This window comes from Peptococcus niger, assembly GCF_900101835.1.
GTDB lineage: Bacteria > Bacillota > Peptococcia > Peptococcales > Peptococcaceae > Peptococcus > Peptococcus niger.
In genome coordinates this window covers 169,106-191,995 of record NZ_FNAF01000001.1, presented here as the reverse complement: position 1 = coordinate 191,995, position 22,890 = coordinate 169,106, and the positions used below count along the sequence as shown (strand labels likewise).

At 47.1% G+C, this 22,890-nt stretch carries 24 protein-coding genes and 1 other annotated feature; all 24 genes read left to right on the top strand.

Features of this window, described 5'->3' with window-relative positions; genetic code table 11:
- Positions 1-17: 17 nt before the first annotated feature.
- A complete protein-coding gene (lon, locus tag BLQ16_RS01010) occupies positions 18-2,381 on the top strand; it encodes an endopeptidase La (protein WP_159427926.1) in 2,364 nt (787 codons plus the stop codon).
- A gap of 8 nt (positions 2,382-2,389) precedes the next feature.
- Complete coding sequence (gene yihA, locus BLQ16_RS01005; RefSeq protein ID WP_091790896.1) at positions 2,390-2,992, top strand: ribosome biogenesis GTP-binding protein YihA/YsxC; 603 nt, start codon at positions 2,390-2,392, stop codon at positions 2,990-2,992.
- Positions 2,993-3,091: 99 nt separating this feature from the next.
- Positions 3,092-4,429 carry a Trk system potassium transporter TrkA gene (trkA, locus tag BLQ16_RS01000; protein ID WP_159427925.1) on the top strand — a complete coding sequence of 446 codons (1,338 nt, stop codon included), beginning with the start codon at positions 3,092-3,094 and terminating at the stop codon, positions 4,427-4,429.
- Between the two features lie 14 nt (positions 4,430-4,443).
- Positions 4,444-5,928 (top strand): TrkH family potassium uptake protein, encoded by a 1,485-nt coding sequence (locus BLQ16_RS00995; protein WP_091790894.1) that lies wholly within the window; start codon positions 4,444-4,446, stop codon positions 5,926-5,928.
- A gap of 63 nt (positions 5,929-5,991) precedes the next feature.
- Entirely contained in the window at positions 5,992-6,468 is a 477-nt protein-coding gene (gene ruvC / locus BLQ16_RS00990) for a crossover junction endodeoxyribonuclease RuvC (RefSeq protein WP_091790893.1), read from the top strand.
- Positions 6,469-7,068: a Holliday junction branch migration protein RuvA gene (gene ruvA / locus BLQ16_RS00985; protein ID WP_091790892.1), complete on the top strand. Its 600-nt coding sequence runs from the start codon at positions 6,469-6,471 to the stop codon at positions 7,066-7,068.
- Complete coding sequence (gene ruvB, locus BLQ16_RS00980) at positions 7,065-8,105, top strand: Holliday junction branch migration DNA helicase RuvB (protein ID WP_200781849.1); 1,041 nt, start codon at positions 7,065-7,067, stop codon at positions 8,103-8,105. The genes ruvA and ruvB overlap by 4 nt, the downstream gene beginning before the upstream one ends.
- Positions 8,083-8,301, top strand: a complete 219-nt coding sequence (locus BLQ16_RS09905) for a DUF2905 domain-containing protein (protein WP_423230810.1) — start codon at positions 8,083-8,085, stop codon at positions 8,299-8,301. The genes ruvB and BLQ16_RS09905 overlap by 23 nt, the downstream gene beginning before the upstream one ends.
- Before the next feature lie 15 nt (positions 8,302-8,316).
- Positions 8,317-9,342: a tRNA preQ1(34) S-adenosylmethionine ribosyltransferase-isomerase QueA gene (queA, locus tag BLQ16_RS00970; RefSeq protein WP_091790889.1), complete on the top strand. Its 1,026-nt coding sequence runs from the start codon at positions 8,317-8,319 to the stop codon at positions 9,340-9,342.
- Between the two features lie 9 nt (positions 9,343-9,351).
- Positions 9,352-10,461, top strand: coding sequence for a tRNA guanosine(34) transglycosylase Tgt (gene tgt / locus BLQ16_RS00965; protein WP_091790888.1), 1,110 nt, complete (start codon positions 9,352-9,354; stop codon positions 10,459-10,461).
- 33 nt (positions 10,462-10,494) lie between these two features.
- Complete coding sequence (yajC, locus tag BLQ16_RS00960) at positions 10,495-10,875, top strand: preprotein translocase subunit YajC (RefSeq protein WP_091790887.1); 381 nt, start codon at positions 10,495-10,497, stop codon at positions 10,873-10,875.
- Between the two features lie 159 nt (positions 10,876-11,034).
- Positions 11,035-12,303 (top strand): protein translocase subunit SecD, encoded by a 1,269-nt coding sequence (gene secD / locus BLQ16_RS00955; protein ID WP_242868923.1) that lies wholly within the window; start codon positions 11,035-11,037, stop codon positions 12,301-12,303.
- Positions 12,303-13,175, top strand: coding sequence for a protein translocase subunit SecF (secF, locus tag BLQ16_RS00950; protein WP_091790885.1), 873 nt, complete (start codon positions 12,303-12,305; stop codon positions 13,173-13,175). Before secD ends, secF begins: the two co-directional genes overlap by 1 nt.
- Before the next feature lie 20 nt (positions 13,176-13,195).
- Positions 13,196-13,801: an ECF transporter S component gene (locus BLQ16_RS00945; protein ID WP_091790884.1), complete on the top strand. Its 606-nt coding sequence runs from the start codon at positions 13,196-13,198 to the stop codon at positions 13,799-13,801.
- Positions 13,802-13,837: 36 nt separating this feature from the next.
- Positions 13,838-14,033: a binding site (T-box leader), on the top strand.
- A 34-nt stretch (positions 14,034-14,067) separates the two neighbouring features.
- Positions 14,068-16,713 carry a valine--tRNA ligase gene (locus BLQ16_RS00940; RefSeq protein ID WP_091790883.1) on the top strand — a complete coding sequence of 882 codons (2,646 nt, stop codon included), beginning with the start codon at positions 14,068-14,070 and terminating at the stop codon, positions 16,711-16,713.
- Positions 16,714-16,760: 47 nt separating this feature from the next.
- Entirely contained in the window at positions 16,761-16,964 is a 204-nt protein-coding gene (locus tag BLQ16_RS00935; RefSeq protein WP_242868922.1) for a twin-arginine translocase TatA/TatE family subunit, read from the top strand.
- Positions 16,961-17,275, top strand: a complete 315-nt coding sequence (gene tatB, locus BLQ16_RS00930; RefSeq protein WP_091790882.1) for a Sec-independent protein translocase protein TatB — start codon at positions 16,961-16,963, stop codon at positions 17,273-17,275. The genes BLQ16_RS00935 and tatB overlap by 4 nt, the downstream gene beginning before the upstream one ends.
- Positions 17,276-17,293: 18 nt before the next feature.
- The gene (tatC, locus tag BLQ16_RS00925) at positions 17,294-18,019 is read left to right on the top strand and encodes a twin-arginine translocase subunit TatC (RefSeq protein ID WP_091790881.1); all 726 of its coding nucleotides are present in this window, start codon (positions 17,294-17,296) and stop codon (positions 18,017-18,019) included.
- A gap of 18 nt (positions 18,020-18,037) precedes the next feature.
- Positions 18,038-18,973 carry a PRC-barrel domain-containing protein gene (locus tag BLQ16_RS00920; protein WP_091790880.1) on the top strand — a complete coding sequence of 312 codons (936 nt, stop codon included), beginning with the start codon at positions 18,038-18,040 and terminating at the stop codon, positions 18,971-18,973.
- A complete protein-coding gene (locus BLQ16_RS00915) occupies positions 18,951-19,205 on the top strand; it encodes a FeoA family protein (protein WP_159427924.1) in 255 nt (84 codons plus the stop codon). Before BLQ16_RS00920 ends, BLQ16_RS00915 begins: the two co-directional genes overlap by 23 nt.
- A gap of 138 nt (positions 19,206-19,343) precedes the next feature.
- Positions 19,344-20,576: a thioredoxin-disulfide reductase gene (gene trxB / locus BLQ16_RS00910; RefSeq protein ID WP_091790878.1), complete on the top strand. Its 1,233-nt coding sequence runs from the start codon at positions 19,344-19,346 to the stop codon at positions 20,574-20,576.
- 158 nt (positions 20,577-20,734) lie between these two features.
- On the top strand, positions 20,735-21,196 hold the full coding sequence (locus BLQ16_RS00905) for a CBS domain-containing protein (protein ID WP_159427923.1): 462 nt from the start codon (positions 20,735-20,737) through the stop codon (positions 21,194-21,196).
- Positions 21,197-21,209: 13 nt separating this feature from the next.
- Entirely contained in the window at positions 21,210-21,494 is a 285-nt protein-coding gene (locus BLQ16_RS00900) for an ACT domain-containing protein (protein ID WP_091790876.1), read from the top strand.
- Between the two features lie 13 nt (positions 21,495-21,507).
- Complete coding sequence (locus BLQ16_RS00895; RefSeq protein WP_091790875.1) at positions 21,508-22,875, top strand: PFL family protein; 1,368 nt, start codon at positions 21,508-21,510, stop codon at positions 22,873-22,875.
- Positions 22,876-22,890: the final 15 nt, after the last annotated feature.

Genomic DNA, 22,890 nt, shown 5'->3' with positions numbered 1-22,890 from the left:
TAGAAAGATGTGATACTGTGAATAAAACACCGAATGAGTACCACGAGCCCTTGTCGCACAAGGATGAAGTGTCCATTTCCGGCGCCTTGCCGCTGCGACAGGTGGTCTTATTTCCTGGATCGGAAATGACGCTTGATATTGGACGACTGATGTCCAAGCAAGTTGTGCGTCGTGCAGGCGTTGGCGGAGAGCTGGTGCTTTTAACGCAAAAAGAACTGGAGACGGAATCGCCGCGCATGGATGATCTTTATCCGGTCGGAACCTTAGCTGAAATAAAGAAAATCATCCCGGCAGGCGCCATTTCCGGCATGCGCATTGTTGTTGAGGTGAAAAAGCGCATTGAACTGATAGAGCTGAACCAATACGATCCGCACATGGAGGCGGTTTGGAAACCGCTGCACACGATCGTTGGTACCAGTGAGACGGACGTAACGACAAGAGAGGCTTACGAGCGGCGATTAAATGATGAACTGATGAAGTTCGCTCAACTTTCCGGTGGCCTCAACCAGGATCAGTTGAATCATTATGAAAGCTTGTCCGACCAGGAAGCACGCGCCGATTATCTTGCAGGTATTTTGTTGAGTGATCCGCAGGACCGATATGAGATGCTTGCTGAATCGAGCTTGGAAGAACGCTTGGCTCTTTTGATTCGTCACCTGGCAAAAGAAAATGAATTGATTGAACTCGAGGCAGAAATCAATCAAAAGTTGAAAAAAGCCTTGGATAAATCTCAAAAAGAGTATTATCTGCGGGAAAAAATAAAGGTCATCAATGAAGAGCTCGGTGAGAACACCGATAAAGAGGCAGATATCAGCGCTTATCGCACGGCCATAGCTGAAGGTAAAATGAGCGATGATATTAAGAGTAAACTCAACCGTGAAGTTGATCGCTTAGCGCGGCTCTCCACCATGACGCCGGATTACGGCAATTTGGTCAATTACCTGGAATTTGTCCTGGAACTTCCCTGGGGTGACTTGAAAGAAGAAAACCATGACATTAAACAGGCTGAGCAAATTTTAAATGAAGATCATTACGGCTTAACCAAGGTTAAAGAGCGTATTTTGGAATTCTTAGCTGTTCGTGCCTTGCAAGGCGATAGTAAGGGATCTATCATTTGCCTGGTCGGTCCGCCTGGGGTGGGGAAAACTTCCTTGGCCAAGTCTATCGCTCGGGCTACCGGTCGTGATTACGTTCGACTTGCCTTAGGTGGCATTCAGGATGAGGCTGAGATCCGCGGGCATCGTCGCACCTATGTAGGGGCCCTGCCGGGACGTCTGATGGCCGGCATGCAGGATGCCGGCAGCGCCAATCCGGTTTTCTTGCTGGATGAAATTGATAAGCTGAATAGAGATTTTCGTGGCGATCCGGCTTCGGCTTTATTGGAAGCCTTGGATCCGGCTCAGAATAACACCTTTAAAGACCATTACTTGGACTTGCCCTTTGACTTGTCACGCGTCTTTTTCATTACCACGGCCAATACCACGCAGACCATTCCCGGGCCCTTGAAAGACCGGATGGAAATTATTGAAATGCCAAGTTACACAGAAGGGGAAAAGCTGGAAATCGGAAAACGATATTTGACAAAACGTCAAATTGCCGATCAAGGGTTAAAAACGGAGCAGATCAGCTTTTCTGAAGGGGCTATTTTGCGCATTATCCGTGCTTATACGGCTGAAGCCGGCGTCCGAGACTTGGAGCGAAAAATAGCTACCGTTTGCCGCAAGGTTGCCCGTAAGGTGGTTGCCGGAGAAGCTGAGGGGACGGTACGGGTGCAAAAGCGCAACGTTGAAGCTTATTTGGGCAAGCCCCTGGTGAAACATTTGATGACGGAAGAAGAGGACGACGTCGGTGTAGCTGTTGGCATGGCATGGACAGCTTTAGGCGGCGAAATTTTGCAAATCGAGTGTCAGACCATGCCCGGGAAGGGACATGTGAAATTTACAGGTCGGATGGGTGAGACCATGCAGGAAAGTGCGTATTTGGCTTTTGCTTTAGTGCGCAGTTTACAGGAAAAATTAAAGCTACCGGAAAAATTCTACGAGCAGCGAGATTTGCACTTGCATATTCCGGAAGGCGCTGTCCCCAAGGACGGGCCATCCGCCGGGGTTACGATGACCACAGCGATGGTTTCTGCGCTTAACGGACAAAAAATAAAGAAAGACGTGGCCATGACCGGTGAAATTACCCTGCGGGGTAAAGTCCTTGCCGTCGGTGGCATCCGCGATAAAGTCATTGCAGCGCATCGCAGTGGCTGCCGGACGATCCTTCTGCCGGTGGATAACAAAGACGATATTGATGAGATTCCTGAATCTGTTCGTAAAGACCTGACCTTTCATTTGTGTCACCTTATTGAAGATGTCTTTCAGCATGCTTTTGTTTAGGAGGGCCTATGCAAATTAAAAATGCGAGCTTTTTGCGGGGCGCCGTAGGTCCTAAACAATACCCAGAGGACGGCTTGCCGGAAATTGCCTTGGTGGGGCGTTCTAATGTTGGCAAATCATCGCTCATTAATCGATTGATTAACCGGAAGAACTTGGCAAGGACAAGCGCTCAACCGGGTAAAACCCAACAGCTGAACTATTATGCCATTGAAACGGATCTGGCACCCTTTTATTTGGTGGATTGTCCGGGCTATGGCTATGCACGGGTGAGCCGCTCTGAAAAAGAAAAATGGCAGGACTTTATTGAAGCCTATCTGTCCAATAGAGGGCCGCTGGCCTTGACCTTCCAAGTGATCGACCTGCGTCACGAGCCGTCAAAAGATGATGTGGCGATGTTTCGTTGGCTGACAGACCAAGGATTACCGGTGGCCGTTATTGCCACGAAAGCAGATAAGGTCCCGAAGGGGAAGTGGCAGGCCCATATTGATCGCCTGATGCGAACATTGGATACGCCGAAGAAACCCCTTGTCTTTTCTGCTGTCAGTGGTTACGGTTTAGATCAATTATCGGCTTTGCTGGAAGAACTCATTACACCGTTTGATGAAGATTGACCCTAGCAACTCTCCAACGTCACCCCGATGCTGGAGAGTTTTTCTCTTGAATTTCTTTCAAGCAATGATAAACTGTTAAAGATGGGAGGGTGGCAAGGTATGCAAGCGATTATTATCGGCGCCGGCAAGGTCGGCTTCAGTTTAGCAGAAATGTTATCGGATCAAGGTCATGACGTTATCGTTGTTGAAAGTGATCCGACCCGTGCAGATACAGTTAACGATAATTTAGATGTTCAAGTCATAGTTGGGAATGGGGCAAGCCCACGTTTCCAGCAAAGCTTAAATTTAAAATCTGCTGACCTCTTGGTAGCGGTGACAGACAGTGATGAAGTGAACATCCTGGCCTGCATGTTTGCAAAACAAAGCGGTACAGATTTTACCGTTGCCCGTGTACGTAATGTGGAATATGCCCAGGATGCGCTTCTTAAAGCCAATAAATCTCTCGGCATTGACTTCTTTATCAATCCGGAACAAGTTACGGCCAATGCTATAACCAACTATATCCAGGTGCCGGAAGCCTTGAATGTTAATTTTTTTGACGCTCGGCAAGTCATGCTCTTAGAAATTGAAGTGCCGGATAAGTGCTCAATTGTCAATGTGATGCTTAAAGATTTATCAAGTGCCTCCCGCTTTCTCATCACCTCCATCCTGCGTGATGGGGATTTGATTATCCCGAATGGTGATGACATGATCTTGGCCGGTGATCGCTTGACCCTGATTTCACGGACGGAAGATATGGTCGAGGTTGAAAAATCCATGGGCATTAACAGGCGCCCTGTCGAAAATGTTATGATTTTAGGCGGTGGTCGAACCGGCTATTATTTGGCTAAGAACCTGGAGCCAACCAATATCCATGTGACCATTATTGAAAAAAATTATACGCGTTGCGAACGGTTATCGGGCCTGCTGGACACAACCATTGTTTTACATGGTGATGCCAGCGATATTGATTTACTGCAAGAAGAGGGCATTGATGAAGTGGACATCATGGTGAGTACCACGGAAGATGATAAATTGAACGTCCTCACGTGCTTGATGGCTTCTCGCTTAGGCGCTAAAAAAACCATCGCACAGATTCGCCGGAGTGATTATTTGCCACTGATTCAATCGGTGGGCATTGATGTATCGGTCAGTCCGCGCCTATTAACGAGTGAAGCCATTATGCGCTTTATTCAGAAGGGGACGCTCATCTCTATGGCGGAAGTGAATACCGGTTTCGCTCAAATCATTGAAGTCATTATAGGGCGTAAGAATCATGCCGTTGTGAATCGGGCCATTAAAGATATTAATTTCCCGAAAGGTGTCATAGTGGTGTCGATTTTGCGTGATGGCAAGGTTATTATTCCCTCTGGGGACGATATCCTCTTAGAAGACGATAACTTGAACCTTTTTGTGGCGAAATCATCTATGAAAAAATTAAAGCGGATACTTGGATAAGGGTAGAGGAATCAATGAATTATAAAATCGTTCTATCAGCGCTGGGGCGAATTCTGCTCTTGATCGGTGCTGCGATGATAGCCCCCTTGGTGCTGTCCTATCAAGAGATTGAAATGGACACCGCGGCATTTACCATTAGTGCGGTGCTTACCATAGTATGCGGTGCCGGCTTGTCTCATTTTTTTAAAAATCCCCGCGGCAGCATGGGCATCAAAGAAGGCTTGCTCCTGGTGACCCTAACCTGGTTTATTGCATCATTTTTTGGTGCCCTACCATTTGCCCTAAGTGGTTATTATCCTGAATTTGGAGATGCTTTACTGGAAGCTTCTTCCGGATTTACGGCAACAGGTATCACTGTTTTGCCAAGTGTGGAAATTTTACCGGCCAGCATTTTATTGTGGCGCTCAATGACCCAGTGGTTGGGCGGGATGGGGATTGTTGTTTTATTTGTCGCCATCCTTTCAGGTATCGGTGTCAGCGGAATGCAGTTGTTTAAAGCGGAATTTGGCCAGGTGAACGAGAAAATTCGTCCACGGATTTCAGATAACGCCAAGCGCCTATGGTACACTTATGTGGTTCTGACTGTTTTTAATACCCTTGCTTTAAAAATTTGCGGTATCAGTTGGTTTGATGCGGTCAACCATGCCATGACAACTATCGCAACCGGAGGGTACTCGACTCAAGATGCCAGCTTTGGCGGCTTACAAAATCCGGCGGCAGAATGGGTGACCATTTTTTTCATGTTTGTAGGCGGGATGAATTTTATCCTCTTGTATCGTATTTTTGCACGAAGGTCGCTTAAATTGGCCTTGCGCAGTTTGGAATTTAGGCTTTATGTCAGCATTATTTCCATTGCGACGCTTTTGTCTTTTGTGTACTTGGCGGCTTATCATGTCAAAAATGCCGGTCTGGCTTTTCGCTATTCTCTTTTTTCAGTGGTCTCTGTAATAACGACCACCGGCTATACAAACGATAACTTCATACATTGGCCGTTTTTTACCCAGTATATTTTGCTGATCCTTATGGTCATCGGCGGTTGTAGCGGATCAACCAGCGGGGGGATGAAAGTTGAGCGCATTCTTATCTTGCTCAAACAAACGCAAAATGAATTGCAGCGTATCATCCATCCTCGGGTTGTGACCAGCATAAAAGTCAGCGGTACAGCCTTGCCGACACGGGTTGCGACCAATGCCGGGGTTTTCTTTTTTTTGTATGTGTCATTTTTACTCATCGGGACTATGATCAACAGCTTTTTTGACGTCTCTCACATGGAGGCCTTGTCCATGTCAGCAACATGTATCGGCAATGGTGGTGCCTTTTTTAGTGAGCCGGGAGGTCATGTCTGTTTTGCCCCCTTGCCGAGCCCATTGAAATATTACGACAGCGTTTTAATGATCATCGGCCGGTTGGAAATTTATACCTTTTTGGCCACCATCTTGCCCATCAGCCATAAACATGGGGAACGGATTGATAAAGTGACAACCCATGTCAATATTTGAGCCTGCATGACCGATATGATAAAATAAAAGGCACTATTGCTGATGGTTCTTCATGGAGGGGTTATGATCATATTAGGCTTGGATCCCGGCACGGCCACGACTGGTTACGGCGTGGTCAAATACCTTCGCGGTCGGTTGACCGGTATTTGTTATGGGACGATTACGACTCCGGCAGAAGACCCCATGAGCAAACGTCTGCTGACAATCTATGAAGAGCTGGGCCAGGTGATTGACCGCTTTCGTCCGGATGAAATAGCCATTGAAAAACTGTTTTTCGGCCGCAATACGACGACGGCCATTACCGTCGGTCAAGCGCGTGGCATTCTATTATTGCAAGCGGAAATGCACCATTTACCGGTCGGTGAGTATACGCCCATGCAAGTTAAGCGCGCTATTGTCGGCTACGGAATGGCAGAAAAAAAGCAAATGCAGCGCATGGTGAGGGAAATCCTCAAACTGGATTATATACCTAAGCCGGATGACGCTGCAGATGCTTTAGGCATTGCGATTTGTCATGCGCATATGAGAGGAGCAGGCTGAATGATCGGGTATTTATCGGGACAGGTTTTTGCCATGGATGCCAAAAGCCTGATATTGATGGTGGGCGGTGTCGGCTATGAATTGAATTTCGGCTGTGATCCGCGTACGATGTATCAGGTCGGTCAAGACTTGGCGGTCTATACTTATACGAATGTGCGAGAAGATGCCCTTGAGCTGTATGCCTTTCAAACTGTTGACGACAAGACGGTTTTTAATAAATTGCGGGGTGTAACCGGCATTGGGGCGAAAAGCGCAGTGACCATGGTGGCGTCAGCCGGGGCAGAGACCATTATTCGTGCGGTTTTAAGTAAGGATGAAAAAATGTTGTTGACCTTACCTGGTTGTGGTAAAAAAACAGCTGCGCGTATTTTATTAGAGTTGGAAAAAGCCTTTGATGCTGAAGACCTGCCGGCAGACTGGTCGGCGGCGCCGCCTGCGCAAAAGAATGAGGCCCTTGATACGGTGGCCGATGCACTGATAAGTTTGGGCTACCAAGCGTCGGAAATTGATGCCATCCGGCCTCACTTGAAAGCGGAGGGCAGCGATGAGGGGGCCTTATTAAAGCAGGCCTTGTCGCTACTGGGCAAATATAGGAGTTGAGTAAGGTGCGCGATGAGCGAATCATTTCCCCGGAAATCTTGGACAGTGATGAGGAAAATATTTCCATTCGACCAAAGTCATTTGACGAATACATTGGCCAGGATCGTGTTAAGGCCAATATGAATGTCTATGTCCGCGCGGCAAAAGAGCGCGGGGACGCCTTGGATCATGTGCTCTTTTACGGACCGCCTGGCTTGGGGAAGACAACCTTAGCGCAAATTATTGCTAACGAGATGCATGTTCAACTGCGGGTGACCTCCGGGCCGGCCATTGAGCGGCCGGGGGATTTGGCGGCTATTCTAACCAATTTAGAGCCAATGGATATCCTCTTTATTGATGAAATCCACCGGATCAACCGCAGCGTGGAAGAAGTGCTTTATCCGGCAATGGAAGATTATGCCTTGGACATTGTCATGGGAAAAGGCCCGGCTGCGCGGACCTTGCGTGTGGATTTGGCGCCCTTTACCCTGATTGGGGCGACAACTCGGGCCGGACTCCTGGCGGCCCCCTTGCGGGACCGTTTTGGGGTTATTGAGCGTCTGGAATTTTACAAAGATGCTGACTTGCAGCGCATTATTGAACGCAGTGCCCATCTTTTAAATGTGCCCATCACAGAAGGTGGCGCCCATGAGCTGGCCAAGCGTGCGCGTGGGACGCCCCGTATTGCCAACCGGTTGTTGCGGCGGGTGCGAGATTTTGCACAAGTAGAGTCGGACGGGGTCATTACGGAAAAACTTGCCGACAGCACCCTGGATATTTTGCAGATAGATGGGCTAGGGCTGGACCAGGTAGACCGTCTATTTTTGGAAACGATTATTTTAAAATATGGTGGCGGCCCGGTCGGGCTGGACACTTTGGCAGCGACCATCAATGAAGACAGCGGCACCTTAGAAGATATGTGTGAGCCATTTTTACTGCAACAGGGATTTATCAATCGTACGCCACGTGGACGCATGGTTACCCCCCTGGCTTATAAACACTTAAAATTGCACCCGCCGGGCGGGCTCTTTGACAATGGGGTGCAAGCAGATGGGTAAAAGCTTGGTCTTGATCGGCTTTATTTTTGTTCTTGTAGGTGGGCTCTTTTGCTTTTTTGAAATGCGGGGGCTGAAAATTTTTCCACTGCCGGGTGATATTATCATTCGCGGTGAAAAAGGCGTCTTTTTCTTTCCCCTTGTTTCCTGCATTGTTATCAGCATTGTGTTAAGCTTTTTGTTAAGATTGTTAAGATAGGTGACGGTTGAATTGATGAAAACCTCAGATTTTGATTATACATTGCCGGAGGCCCTCATTGCCCAGCATCCCTTGGATCGGCGCAGTGCTTCCCGTTTAATGCTGGTGAATAAAGAAAACGGTGAGGTGACGCACCGTCATTTTTATGATATTATTGATGAGTTAAACGCAGGCGATGTATTGGTTCTGAATACCACCCGTGTTATTCCGGCGCGTCTAATCGGTGAGAAAGTGGGCGGGTCTGCAACGGCTGAAGTCTTGTTGCTAAAGCCTTCTGCTGATAAAAAAGACCGGTGGGAGTGCTTGGTGCGTCCGGGCAAACGGCTCAAGGCTGGAGCTCAAATCAGCTTTGGTGATGGACGCTTGACGGCTGAAATTGTAGATATGACGGAGTCCGGCCGTCTTGTTGACTTCAGCTATGATGGTATTTTTGAAGAGGTGCTTGCTGAATTGGGCACCATGCCCTTGCCCCCCTATATTCATGAAAAATTGGACAATCCAGACCGATACCAGACCGTTTATGCCAAGCAAAGCGGGTCTGCTGCAGCCCCTACAGCCGGCCTGCATATGACGCAAGACCTGTTAACGCAAATTCGTGAGAAAGGCGTGGAAATTTGCGAAGTTTTGCTGCATGTAGGCTTGGGGACCTTTCAGCCGGTCAAGGAAGAGGATGCCTTGGAACATCACATGCATAGTGAATTTTACGAGGTGACGCCGGAGGCAGCAGCTTGTCTTAACCGGGCAAAAGAAGAAGGGCGGCGCATTATTTGCCTAGGCACCACCAGTGTGCGCACGGTTGAAAGTGCCGCGCATGAGGGAAAAGTTTGTGCCGGTAGCGGCTGGACTGATATTTTTATCTATCCGAGCTACCAATTTCAGGTTACCGATGCTTTAATTACAAATTTTCACCTGCCGAAATCAACGCTTTTAATGTTGGTATCTGCCTTAGCCGGCAGAGAAGAGATATTAGCCGCTTATCACGAAGCGGTTGAAAGAAAATATCGGTTTTTTTCCTTTGGTGATGCCATGTTCATTCGTTAGGAGGGTATGATGTCGTTTGAGTTTGAAAAACTTGTCGAGGCAAGTGACAGTAAGGCACGTTTGGGCAAATTTCATACCCCTCATGGTGTGATCAATACACCGACCTTTATGCCGGTGGGTACCCAAGCGACGGTGAAAACCTTGTCGCCGGAAGAGGTTAAGGAGGCTAAGAGCCAAATTATCTTGGCCAATACCTACCACTTGTACTTGCGTCCCGGACATGAACTGATTCGAAGTGCTGGTGGCCTGCATCGCTTTATGCACTGGGACGGGCCGATTTTAACCGATAGCGGTGGATTTCAAGTATTCAGCCTGGGAGATTTGCGTAAAATTACCGAAGAAGGCGTACTTTTCAGGTCTCACCTAGATGGGTCTAAACACCTGTTTACACCGGAATCGGTTATGGGCATCGAAAATGCACTGGGTGCCGATATTATCATGGCCTTTGATGAATGCACCCCTGCTGATGCGGATGAAGCTTATGCCCGACAGTCCCTGGAGCGTACCCACCGCTGGTTAAAACGTTGCGCGGCAGCCCATAAACGCCCAGATCAAGCCTTGTTCGGTATCGTTCAAGGGGGAATTTTTCCTGAGTTGCGCCTGGAAAGCATTCAGCGCACCTTGGAAGTAGACCTGCCCGGATACGCCATCGGCGGGCTTTCAGTTGGCGAGCCCAATGAGGTGATGTATGACCTCTTGGACCAAACAGCCGATGAACTACCAAAGGACAAACCGCGGTACTTAATGGGTGTCGGTAATCCGGATAACCTTGTTGAAGGTGTAGGCTATGGGATTGATATGTTTGACTGCGTCCAGGCTACCCGTATTGCACGGCATGGCGCTTTTTGGACCGGACAAGGGCGGGAGAACATCCGCAATGCCAAAAATCAGGAAGATTTTTCTCCTTTGGAAAACGGCTGTGGTTGTTACGCTTGTCAGCATTACAGTCGGGCCTACATTCGACACTTGGTTCAAGCCAAGGAGGTATTTGGTATCCGGCTCCTCTCCTTGCACAATATTTATTTTTTAAATCATTTGATGGAACAATTGCGGGAAGCGATTCGTCAGGATACTTATCAAGCTTTTCGGAAAAGCTTTTTCGCACAATATACGGTGTAAATAGAGCAGAAGTTTATAGGGAGGTTATTAACAATGGATATTTTTGCAACAAACGCTGCTGGTGGAAGCATTACCTTGATTTGGTTGGTCGCCATGTTCGGCCTTTTGTACTTCTTTGTGATGCGTCCGCAGAAGAAACAAATGAAAACGCGCAATGAAATGCTGAACAACTTGTCGAACGGTGATCATATTGTGACCGTTGGCGGAATTACCGGCTACATTCGTGCCTTAACGGAGGATTATATTTATGTGGAAATCGCTGAAGGGCTGACAGTTGAGATGACCCGTCAGGCGGTTAGCGCAGTTCTTGCAGACGACGATGCTGCAGACGATGCTGAGTTGCCGGAAGCTGATCTAGAGGAAGAGGCGCCTGAAGAAGATGCGGTGGATACCGATCAGGAAAAAGACGCCTAAGCCTTAAGGACAAGCAATGGATTTTAGACGCAAGCTCATAAGAGTCTGCGTCTTTTTTATGGCTGAAAATACGGTCTGGAGGGTTCAAAGGCTTGCCAATCCAACCGTTCAGGTCTATAATAGCCTATGTCTATCATATTATTTTGGGAGGGATTTTTTGTGAAACGGCGAGGTTTAGCCATTGTAGTCGCAGTCGTTGCGCTGATTGCCATCGCTATAGTGGTTTTGTTCCCGATTTATAAAAGTCATGCTCACTTGGGGCTTGACTTGCAGGGGGGCGTTCAGATTAGATTAGAAGCGCCAAAGGGAACATCTGACGAAGACATGCGCGATGTGATGGCGGTTATTTCCAACCGTGTCAACGGCTTAGGGGTTGCCGAACCGGAAATTCGTCGCGAGGGCACCAATCGTATTGCGGTTGAATTGCCCGGGGTTGCCGATACGGAAAAAGCAGTTAAATTAATCGGCACCACAGCAAAATTGGAATTTGTTCGGGCAGATACGAATGAAGTGGTCTTGGACGGTTCGCAGTTGAAAAATGCGGCTGCAGTGACGAATGATAAGGCCATTGAAGCGAACGACCAGTTTGGTGTCAGCTTGAAATTCAAAAAAGACGGGGCGGATGCGTTTGCCAAAGCGACCACGGAATTGGTATCTAAATTCCCGACAGGACGTGACCCGCAGCGTGTAATCCGCATTGAATTAGATGGCCAACCGATTTCTTCGCCATTTATTCAGGAACCGATCACCAATGGGGAAGCCAGCATCAGTGGTGGTTTTGAAAGTATGGAAGAGGCCTCAAACTTATCTATGCTTTTGAATTCCGGGGCCTTGCCTGTCAAGTTGGATATTATTGAACAAAATACGGTTGGCGCTCAATTAGGGCCGGATGCGATTCAAAAGAGTATCAGAGCTGCCATTATCGGTAGCATTTTACTGGCACTTTTGATTTTGGTGTTGTATGTGCGTCCGGGTATCATTGCCTGCCTCTCATTAATTTTGTACGCTTTGCTGTTGGCCGGCACTTTGATTTTAATCAAGTCCACCATTACCCTGCAAGTTATAGCCGCTTTCTTGCTGTCCGTCGGGATGGCTGTTGATGCGAATGTGCTAATATACGAGCGTATTAAAGAAGAACTAAGGCAAGGAAAGACCGTTCGTGTCGCCACAAAAGCAGGTTTTGAAAAAGCCTTCAGAACCGTTATTGACTCGAATGTCACGACCCTTATTGCCGGGGTGGTTTTGATTATTTTAGGCACCGGTGAAATTCGCGGTTTTGCCATTACCCTGTGCATTGGGATTATCATCAGCTTGTTTACAGCCATTACCTTTACACGGTTTATCTTAAATCATCTTATTTCCAGTGGCATCGTTGCCAAACCGGAATTTTATGGCGTGCGTCGGGTAGCAAAGGAGGAGGGTAAATAATGAAAACGTTTTACTTTACATTTATTGAAAAACGTAAAATCTTTTACGCTCTTTCCATTATTTTATTGGTCGCCAGCTTGGGGTCTTTGCTTATTCAAGGATTGAATCTGGGCATTGACTTTACCGGTGGCACCAAGCTCCATATTTCGATTGCCAAAGATGTTAAAACTGCTGATGTGCGCTCGGCATTGGAAAAGACCGGCCATGGCGGCGACCAGATTCAAGAGCTGCAGGACGGAACCTTTCAAATTAAGACCCAGTTTATGAAACAAGATGCTCAGGATCAATATGTGAAAGCCATCAGCGATAAATTGGGCAAGACAGAAGTCTTGCAATCGACCGCCGTTGGCCCGACCATTGGTCAGGAAATTTTACAAAAAGGGCTTATTGCACTTTTCATTGCCATGGTATTGATGATTGTTTATATTACCGTGCGTTTTGAATGGCGGTTTGCGCTGACTGGGATTTTATCGCTCTTCCATGACGTATTCATCACCATGGGGTTATTTTCAATCTTTCAGTGGGAAGTCAACAGCACCTTTGTTGCGGCCATTTTAACCATCTTTGGGTATTCGATCAACGATACCATTGTTATATTTGACCGCATTCGCGAGAACTTGGGTCGCGTTAAACGTCAGGAGTTGGGCCTTGTTGTCAATAAAAGCATCAGCGCTACCTTGCGCCGCTCTCTGGTGACGTCTATCAGCACCTTGTTGCCTTTACTTGCTGTATTCCTTTTTGGTGGGGATACAACGCGTTACTTTGTATTGGCCATGATCATCGGTATTACGGCAGGGGCTTATTCATCCATTGGCGTTGCAGCGCCCCTGTGGTATGATTTCTCGATGGCCAGCAAAAACAAACGGTTCTAATGGCAGTAGGAGGCTGACGAATGACAAGATCAAGGTTTTTTGCAACAAAGAATCTGGTCCGACTGGCGCTGTTGGCCTCGATTGCCAGTGTGCTGATGTATTTTGAGTTTCCGATTCCGTTTTTGGCACCGGATTTTTATCGAATGGATTTTAGCGAAGTTCCGGTGCTGATAGCGGGTTTTATGATGGGGCCACTTGCAGCCGTTGTTGTCGAACTGATGAAGATTCTGATTATCTTTTTCATTAAAGGCAGCTATACGGCAGGCGTTGGCGAATTGGCAAACTTTATGATGGGGTGCGTATTGGTCTTACCGCCGGTCTTGTTTGTTCGGCACAAGCCCTCTAAACGGATGCTGGTTGTTGGTTCGACCGTCGGTGTTTTAGCGCTGATGCTTGCGGCAGCGGTGCTGAATTATTTTCTCCTGATTCCACTATATGCAACCCTGTTCAATGTGCCAATTGAGGTTTATGTCAATGCGGGGCACGCGCTTAACGCTCATGTGGTTGATTTAAAGGCTTTAATCGTGCTGTGCGTCTTGCCCTTTAATTTCATTAAAGGCAGCTTGGTGACGCTTTTATCCGGCGCTTTGTTTTTGCGGATAGGCAATCAATTAAACCGCTATTGACCGGGAGAAAAATATCGGTTATAATTGCGAAAATAATAAATGCCGATGATGGAGAAGAGTAGAGCAGGACTTGCATTACAGAGACTGGCTGGAGCTGAAAAGGCCGGATGTTAAACTGCTTGAAGGTCGCTCCTGAGGTGGGCCGTGGGAACGGCTCCGGGTCGTTTCGTTACCAACGTTGAGGATCTTATGATCAAAAAAAGGTGGTACCACGCGAACAGTCGTCCTTTTAGGGGCGGCTGTTTTTTTAGTAGGAGGGGTAAATTATGGCGAAAGAATTGGCAAAAACGTACAATCCATCGGCAATTGAGGCCAAATGGTACGATGTTTGGGAGCAGGCGGGATATTTTAAACCGTCGCGTGATGCGGGGGCTCAACCCTTCACCATTGTCATGCCGCCGCCAAATGTGACAGGGCGCCTGCACATGGGCCATGCCATGGACAATACAATGCAGGACATTCTCATCCGCTATCATCGGCTGAAAGGCGACAATACCGTATGGGTTCCAGGAACGGATCATGCCGGTATTGCAACGCAGGCAAAGGTTGAAAATATGCTGCGCGAGGCCGGCATCAGCAAAGAGGAAATCGGCCGCGAAGGCTTTATTGAGCGGTGTTGGCAATGGAAAAACGAATACGGTGAAGCGATCACTCAACAGATTCGCAAGCTGGGCTCGTCATGTGATTGGAGCATGGAGCGGTTCACCATGGATGACGTTTGTAGCCGTGCAGTCCGCAAAACTTTTGTCGATTTTTATCAGAAGGGCTTGATTTATCAAGGCAACTATATTGTTAACTGGTGCCCCCACTGTGAAACAACCATTTCTGATATAGAGGTGGAACATGAAGATCACCATGGCCACTTATACTATTTGAATTATTACACCCCTGACAGGTCTGATCACGTGACAATTGCCACCACCCGTCCGGAAACCATTTTTGGGGATGTGGCAATTGCGGTTCATCCGGAAGATGAACGGTTTAAGCATTTGCAAGGGAAGAAGGTATTAATCCCGATTATTGAACGGGAGATTCCGATTATTGCCGATGAATATGTTGACCGGGAGTTCGGGACCGGGGCTTTAAAAATAACGCCGTCTCATGATGTGAATGACTTTGCAGTAGGGGAACGTCATGGCTTGCCCTTCTGTGAAGTCTTGGATGCAAAAGGGTATATGACCGAAGCTGCCGGTCCCTATGCAGGCTTGGACCGGTTTGCTTGTCGTGAGAAGGTTATTGCTGATTTGCAAGGCACGTCAAGCTTGGAAAAGGTTGAAGACTACGATAACGCTGTCGGTCATTGCTATCGTTGTCATACGGCCATTGAACCCCGGATCAGCAAGCAGTGGTTTGTGGCGATGGATAAATTGGTGAAGCCGGCCTTGGAGGCTGCTTATCGCGGAGATATCCGCTTTGTGCCGGAGCGTTTTACCAAAATTTATACAGCTTGGCTTGAAAATATTAGGGACTGGTGCATTTCTCGCCAGCTTTGGTGGGGGCATCGTATCCCGGTTTGGACTTGTGCTGATTGCGGGGAAGTCATTTGTGAAATGGAAGGCCCTGACGTGTGCCCGGCTTGCGGGTCAAAAGCACTGCACCAGGATGAGGATGTTTTAGATACCTGGTTCAGTTCCGGCTTGTGGCCCTTTGAGGTGCTGGGTTGGCCGGAAAAAACGGCCGATTTGGAGATGTTTTATCCAACGAGTGTTTTGGTTACTGGACGCGATATTATTTTCTTCTGGGTTGCCCGTATGATTTTTGATGCCTATGAATTGACCGGCGAAAAGCCCTTTAACGATGTGCTGATTCATGGCCTGGTTCTAGACGAACAAGGGCGCAAAATGAGCAAATCCTTGGGCAACGGCATCGATCCCTTGAAAGAAATTGAGCGCTATGGGGCAGATGCCTTGCGGATGACCTTGGTAACCGGGACAACGCCGGGAAATGATACGCGGTATCGCCAAGAAAAAATTGAAGCCTCCCGTAATTTCACCAACAAGCTCTGGAATGCGGCACGCTTTGTCCTGATGAACCAGCCGGAAGATCAAGCTGTATTGGCCGGCTCCTTCCAACCGACGCATTTGTACGATCGCTGGATTGCTGCCCGGTTGGCAAAAGTTGCTGCCCACGTTACCGCTTCTCTGGAAGCCTATGAATTGGGTGAAGCAACGCGGACCATTATGGACTTTATTTGGGATGAATATTGTGATTGGTATATTGAGCTGGCCAAGCCGCGCTTGTATGGAAAAGAAGGGGCAGAAGCTCAATTGCAAGCCCAGCAGGCATCGGCCATTGTCCTCAGGGATGCCCTGGTTTTACTCCACCCGATCATGCCCTTTATTACAGAAGAATTATGGCAGCAGTTGCCGCATGAAGGCGAGAGCATTATGGTTTCGGCCTGGCCGGCCTTAGACCAGCTGGAAGATCCTGAAGCGGAAATGCAGATGCAAATGGTTATGGATGCTGTCAAAGCCGTTCGCGGTTTGCGGCACGATATGAACGTGCCCACCGGCAAACGCGCTCCTGTTTATCTGGTGAGTGATGACGCTGATATGCGGGCTCTTTTTGAGGCCCAAAAAGAAGCCTTCCAGCTCCTGGCCTTTGCCTCAGATGTTGCAGTCAGTGCAGATAATCAGCTAACCGAACAAGCGGTTAGCACAGTCAGCGGAGGTGTTCAAATTTTCCTCCCGCTCAAAGACTTGGTTCATTTGGATGAAGAAATTGCCCGGATGGAAAAAGAAGAAAAACGGCTTCAGGGTGAGTTGAAACGGCTTTCCGGGAAACTTAGCAATCAAGGGTTTGTGACCAAAGCACCGGCAGAGGTGGTGGCACAAGAACGACAAAAATTGGAAACTTATCAAGGCGACTTGACCACAGTACAGGAACGATTAGCCTTGTTGAAAAGTTTATAAGTCGACCCGGCGGCAGTTTGCTGCCATAGTGAGAGAGGGTGAATAAATTGGTTATTGGATTGATCAGCAGCATGGAGCTTTTACTTGTGATTGTCGTAGCCCTAGTTGTTTTTGGCGGCTCGCGGTTGGCTGGTGTAGGTAAGTCATTAGGCCAATCGGTACGTGAATTTAAGGAGGAAGTGTCACAAGACAAAGAGCCTTCTTCCGATCATGAGGCTGAGGCAGATGAGCAAAAGGGTCATGAGAAATGATGATTGGCGCCATTGGCTTTGGCGAGCTGCTGCTGATTCTACTCGCCGCAGTTCTTGTCTTAGGGCCGGATAAAGCGCCACAGACGGCGCGTCAATTGGGAAAGATTGTGAGAGAGTTCAGGCAGACCATGAACGGGATGACCGACGATTTAAAGGAAACCTTGTCCGAGGATTTGGATGATGATTCTTTAAAGGAAGGCCTGAAAAAAATTCGCGAAAATCGCTATGTCGGTGAACAAAACTTGAAAGATCTTATCAAAGAACCGACATTTGCTAAAAATGATACGGATAAAAATGACTTGGATGAGTAAAGAAAGTGAGGAGCGTGCATGGCAGAAAAAGAATTAACGCTTTCCGCTCATTTCAAAGAATTGCGCCGCGTCATTATGATCAGTGTGGTTGCCATCGGCTTGGCAACCATGCTTTGTTTTGGGTTATGGCGGGAAGTCCTCATGCAATGGATTGTCGCACCGATTCAAGGCGATGGCCAGGGACTTATTTTTATCGGAGTTTCAGAAGCGTTTATAGCCTATTTTAAAATCAGTATTTTAGCGGGACTGGTGCTGGCCAGCCCCATTGTTATATGGCAGCTGTATTCTTTTATTTTGCCGGCATTGTATAAAAATGAGCGGCGGTTGTTGCTGGTCGTCAGTTTTTTAGGCACGATTTTATTTTTAGCAGGCATTGCTTTTGGGTATATATTGGTATTAAAGCCGGCCTTGAAAATTCTCCTGTTTCAATTCAGTGGTCAGTTTGTGCCGCAAATTACGGCCAATTATTACCTGGACTTTGTAGGGCGGTTTTTGCTGCCTTTTGGGCTTATTTTTGAAATGCCGCTGCTTGCCTGGGTATTGGGCAAAGCCGGTATTGTCCAAGCGGCTTTATTGCAAAAGTGGCGGCGTTATGTTGTCATCATTATTTTATTTTTGGCGGCCATATTGACACCGCCGGATATAGTGAGTCAACTGATGCTGGCCTTACCGATGCTTGTTCTCTATGAAGTATCTATCCAAGTTTGCAAATCAATGGAAAAAAGAGCAGTGCACAAAAAATAAAAGGAAAGGCGTGTTCATATGGGAACCCTTAAATACAGCGTACGACAGCTGATGGCTAAAGATATCATTGATGTGACCTCCGGTACCTTGTTAAACGTAGCTTCGACCTGGCTATTTGATGGAAGCACTCAAGGGCTGACAGGCATTTTACCATCTGAGGCTCAAGGCTTTATTCCTAAAGAGGCCATTAAGGCCTTTGCCGGAGATGTCATTGTCATTGACGGGGTGGATAAGGGCGGTGAGGTCAGCGGCATAGACTTAATTGGCCTGCCGGTCATCAATGAGGATGGCGTTTTGATTGGTAAAGTCATTGATATGGCCATTGATCGGGAAGGGCGCCTGCTTGAATTCCTTTTGAGCGGCGGACTTGTCATGGCAAAAATGAGTAAACCAGCGGTCCTGTCCGTGTTGACCATAAGTCGTATTGGAACAGATGCCCTTATCTGCCAGATAGACAGCGACACAGTTGGCTTTTCACCGGCTGATGAAAGGCTCTACAAAGAGGCCCTGCATCGCAAGGATGATAAAGAGGAAGATAAGAGCAGGCAAAAATCCGAAGAGTTCATCAATAAAATCGGTGAACAATGGAATGAAATTGGTGAGAAAATAAGTGACCGGGTCAAAAATGTTAACTATGATGAGATGGTTAACGATTTAAATCGGCTAACGACCAAGATTAACAGACAGCTTGGTGATTTCTTTGATCAAGTGATTGAGCGCACATCACGGCAACGGTATGATCGAGATGTGGAAGCCGTATTAAATGACCTTGCCGGACAAACCGTGTCTCGCCCGATTGTCAATGAATATGGGCAGGTGATAATTATGCCCGGACAAGAAATAACAAGCGATGTTATTAAGCAAGTCTTGCGGGCCGATAGAATCACAGAATTGTATCGCTTGGCCAGGCCCTTGTCTGAAGGAGGTTCTAATGATCATGAAACGAGTCGCTAAACCCTTGCACACGTGCACCCTATCTGAATTACAGGAAGGCGCTTTGGGGGAAATCGTCGCCATTGATAATGAGGGGATTTTTGAACAGATTGGTGCTCATGTGGGTATGAGCGTTATCGTTTTAAAACGCGCAGTGGCTTCCCTGGTTCAGATTGGTGCCGGTCAGCTGGAAGTGCCGAAAGAAATATGCGACCACATTCTGGTGAAACCGTTGGCTCATGCCGGAGAATAAAATAAATCAATGGATTAAATAGAAAAAGCTTTGCCGGTAAACTGAACGCCTATGGCTTTCGTCACAATATCTGCTATAATAGTAGCGTTAATATAATCCATACATTTTTTCTGTGTGCAGACGTGGAGGTAGGCATTAATGGCTGAGAAAAAATTAAATGAAAAACATTATGATTTGATTATTTTAGGTGGTGGCCCTGCTGGGCTGGCTGCCGGTATTTATGGTGGACGTGCGAAGCTGAATACCTTGATTATTGAGAAAGGCAGTGTCGGCGGTCGCGCCTTTACAACGCGTGAAATTGTGAATTACCCCGGCTTTCCGGAGACGACAGGGCCGGACTTAACCAATATCATGCGCGAACACGCTGAGAAATTTGGTGTTACCATTGCACGTGAAAATATAAAAAGTGTTGACTTCAGCGATGATGTTAAAGTTCTAACCACACGTAAAAACAAATACATGGCACCGGCTGTTATTGTCGCTACCGGTACTGAAGCTCGTGTGCTTGGTATCCCCGGTGAAAAAGAATTTACCGGTGATGGTGTTGCTTATTGTGCCACCTGTGATGCGGAATTTTTCCAAGACCAACACGTTGTCGTTGTCGGCAGTGGTGACCAGGCCATTGAAGAAGGCATGTTTATTGCTAAGTTTGCTTCAAAGATTACGGTCATCGTATTACACGATGAAGGTGTTTTGGACTGCAATAAACAGGCTGCCGAACGTGCCTTTAAGCATCCGAAAATGAACTTCGTTTGGAACTCTGTTTTGGACGCTATTTACGGCGATGATGGCGTTGAAGGCGTTAAGGTTAAAAACGTTAAAACAGGTGAAATTAGCGACCTGGCTTGCTCAGGGGTATTTTTCTTTGTCGGCCTAGTGCCCCAAACCGCGTTCTTGGAAGGCACCGGGATTGAAACCAGCTCTCGTGGTTATATCCCGACGACAAATTTAATGGAAACCAATCTGGAAGGTATTTATGCCGTCGGTGACGTTCGAGATAAATACTTGCGGCAAATCGCGACGGCTGTTGGTGATGGTGCAACAGCTGCGACGGCTGCTGAACGCTTCATTGAAGAGCAGAAAGATTTCCAGGAAAATATCATGCATTCCGATAGACCGGTCCTACTGTCTTTCTGGACGCCGGATTATGATGACAGCTTAGAAATGGTGAATGCTGTGGATAAAGCCGTTGCAGAAGCCGGTGGCCATTATAAGACCATGGAAGCTGACTATACGCGCAAGAAAACATTGGCGGCGAAGTTTGGCATTGAATTAAATGATAACCAGCATGCCGCAGTTGTTGTTATTAAAGAGGGTAAAAAAGTGGGTGAACTTGATCTCTCTGCAGACTTGGCTGGTCAGTTGAAGTAAGCAAATAAATAAATTTATGGCCAATGTGCACTTGCTGTCAAGCAGGTGCACATTTTATCAATTGTATTTAAACAAACCGCCAGCTACTGGACAAATGAATTAACTTGCGGTATTATAAATAAAAATTATGCTTTACTCAAATGAAGAGGAGGATTTTCATGGCAGAGCCAATTAGCAAAATTATGGAGACGGATGTTTATACGGCCAATGAAAACGATACCATAGCTGATGTATTGAAAATCTTAGTGGATAAACGAACCAGTGGACTGCCCATTATCAATGATAATCGTGAAATTGTCGGCTTTATCAGCGATGGCGACATTATGAAATTCATTGCCAAACAAGATCCGCGTATCATTGATATGACAAGCTTCATTACCGTCTGGTATGATATTGAAAGTTTCGACCAAAAATTGGAAGACCTTTTAAAAATCAATGTTATGGAGCTGGCCACCACCAAGGCCATCACCGTTGACATCAATGAAGCCGTTGATGATGTGGCACGTGTGCTCGGCAAAAAGAAAATAAAAAAAGTACCGGTTGAAGAAAATGGTAAATTGGTTGGTGTCGTCAGCCGCTCCAATATCATTCGCTACATTGTTCAAAAACACCTGTCCTAATTTCGGAGGGCCTATGGAAACACAAAGTACAAAAGCTGTTATTACAGTTGTGGGCAAGGATCATAGAGGCATCATCAGTGTTGTATCCACCGCTTTAGCGGAAAACAATGTTAATATTTTAGACATTAGCCAAACCATTATTGATGGTTTCTTTTCCATGATTATGGTTGTGGATATCTCTGAAGCGACAATCAGTTTAGGCGATTTAAACCAGGCCTTACAATCGATTGCCAAAGAAACAAAAACACAAATTACTTGTCAGCACGAAGATATTTTCAATTTTATGCATCGGGTATAGATTGGAGCCGCCAATGAAACTGAGCCTTACACCAACTGAAATCTTTGAAACCATCCATATGGTTTCTGATGAAAATTTAGACATTAGAACCATTACTATGGGGATTTCTCTGCGCGATTGTATATCAAGAGATGTTAATGATGTTGCGCGTCGGATTTATGATAAGATTACACGCTATGCCGAGCATTTGGTCGAAACAGGGGAAGATATTTCCGCTGAATACGGTATTCCCATTATCAACAAACGAATTTCTGTAACACCGATTTCGATTATAGGTGAAGCTTGTGATAAGCGTGATTATGTCGCCCTTGCCAAAGCCTTAGACAAGGCAGCCCATACCGTCGGTGTGGACTTCCTTGGCGGGTTTAGTGCCTTGGTGCAGAAGGGGATGACCGACGCAGAGCGTGAGCTCATTGCATCTATTCCGGAAGCCTTAGCTGAAACAGATTTGGTCTGTTCTTCGGTGAATGTCGGGTCCAGTAAAGCCGGCATCAATATGGATGCCGTTGCTTTTTTAGGAGATATTATTAAAGAAACAGCGGAGCGCACCAAAGAAAATGATGCCTTGGGCTGCGCCAAATTTGTGGCTTTCTGTAATGCCGTTGAAGATAATCCCTTTATGGCCGGCGCCTTTCACGGCATTGGCGAAGGGGCCGCTGTCTTAAGTGTTGGCGTAAGTGGGCCGGGTGTGGTATTGAATGCCCTTAAAGGCCGGGAAAAAGAAAGTTTTGATGTTATTGCGGAACATATTAAGCGCATGGCGTATAAGATTACCCGTAGCGGTGAAATGGTCGGTCGTGTTGCCGCAGACCGTTTGGGCGTTCCCTTTGGCATTGTAGACTTGTCTTTGGCCCCGACACCGGCCGTGGGGGACTCGGTTGCGGATATTTTAGAAGCCATCGGCTTGGAACGGGTCGGCACGCATGGGACGACAGCAGCCCTAGCCATGCTAAATGATGCTGTAAAAAAAGGTGGCGCAATGGCCAGTTCGCATGTTGGCGGATTATCAGGTGCTTTTATACCGGTCAGCGAAGATGCGGGAATGATTCGGGCTGCCCAGGAAGGCGCCCTGTCTTTTAGTAAGCTGGAAGCAATGACGTCGGTCTGCTCCGTCGGCATTGATATGGTTGCTATTCCAGGTGATACACCGGCTTCCACCATTGCTGCTATGATTGCCGATGAAGCGGCCATTGGGATGATTAACCGCAAAACCACTGCTGTCCGCGTTATTCCTGTTCCAGGTAAATCTGTAGGGGATAAAGTAGAATTTGGCGGTTTATTAGGCTATGCACCGATTATGGACATCAGTCGCTATGATTCAAGCGCTTTTATAGCCCGTGGTGGGCGGATTCCGGCGCCGATACATGCACTTAATAATTAAAAACAGGAGGATCTG

Bases quoted from the DNA above. Each gene is read 5' to 3' on its own strand.
- yihA (WP_091790896.1), top strand. From the start codon at position 2,390: ATGCAAATTAAAAATGCGAGCTTTTTGCGGGGCGCCGTAGGTCCTAAA.
- trkA (WP_159427925.1), top strand. From the start codon at position 3,092: ATGCAAGCGATTATTATCGGCGCCGGCAAGGTCGGCTTCAGTTTAGCA.
- BLQ16_RS00995 (WP_091790894.1), top strand. From the start codon at position 4,444: ATGAATTATAAAATCGTTCTATCAGCGCTGGGGCGAATTCTGCTCTTG.
- ruvC (WP_091790893.1), top strand. From the start codon at position 5,992: ATGATCATATTAGGCTTGGATCCCGGCACGGCCACGACTGGTTACGGC.
- ruvA (WP_091790892.1), top strand. From the start codon at position 6,469: ATGATCGGGTATTTATCGGGACAGGTTTTTGCCATGGATGCCAAAAGC.
- BLQ16_RS09905 (WP_423230810.1), top strand. From the start codon at position 8,083: ATGGGGTGCAAGCAGATGGGTAAAAGCTTGGTCTTGATCGGCTTTATT.
- queA (WP_091790889.1), top strand. From the start codon at position 8,317: ATGAAAACCTCAGATTTTGATTATACATTGCCGGAGGCCCTCATTGCC.
- tgt (WP_091790888.1), top strand. From the start codon at position 9,352: ATGTCGTTTGAGTTTGAAAAACTTGTCGAGGCAAGTGACAGTAAGGCA.
- yajC (WP_091790887.1), top strand. From the start codon at position 10,495: ATGGATATTTTTGCAACAAACGCTGCTGGTGGAAGCATTACCTTGATT.
- secF (WP_091790885.1), top strand. From the start codon at position 12,303: ATGAAAACGTTTTACTTTACATTTATTGAAAAACGTAAAATCTTTTAC.
- BLQ16_RS00945 (WP_091790884.1), top strand. From the start codon at position 13,196: ATGACAAGATCAAGGTTTTTTGCAACAAAGAATCTGGTCCGACTGGCG.
- BLQ16_RS00940 (WP_091790883.1), top strand. From the start codon at position 14,068: ATGGCGAAAGAATTGGCAAAAACGTACAATCCATCGGCAATTGAGGCC.
- tatB (WP_091790882.1), top strand. From the start codon at position 16,961: ATGATGATTGGCGCCATTGGCTTTGGCGAGCTGCTGCTGATTCTACTC.
- tatC (WP_091790881.1), top strand. From the start codon at position 17,294: ATGGCAGAAAAAGAATTAACGCTTTCCGCTCATTTCAAAGAATTGCGC.
- BLQ16_RS00920 (WP_091790880.1), top strand. From the start codon at position 18,038: ATGGGAACCCTTAAATACAGCGTACGACAGCTGATGGCTAAAGATATC.
- BLQ16_RS00915 (WP_159427924.1), top strand. From the start codon at position 18,951: ATGATCATGAAACGAGTCGCTAAACCCTTGCACACGTGCACCCTATCT.
- trxB (WP_091790878.1), top strand. From the start codon at position 19,344: ATGGCTGAGAAAAAATTAAATGAAAAACATTATGATTTGATTATTTTA.
- BLQ16_RS00905 (WP_159427923.1), top strand. From the start codon at position 20,735: ATGGCAGAGCCAATTAGCAAAATTATGGAGACGGATGTTTATACGGCC.
- BLQ16_RS00900 (WP_091790876.1), top strand. From the start codon at position 21,210: ATGGAAACACAAAGTACAAAAGCTGTTATTACAGTTGTGGGCAAGGAT.
- BLQ16_RS00895 (WP_091790875.1), top strand. From the start codon at position 21,508: ATGAAACTGAGCCTTACACCAACTGAAATCTTTGAAACCATCCATATG.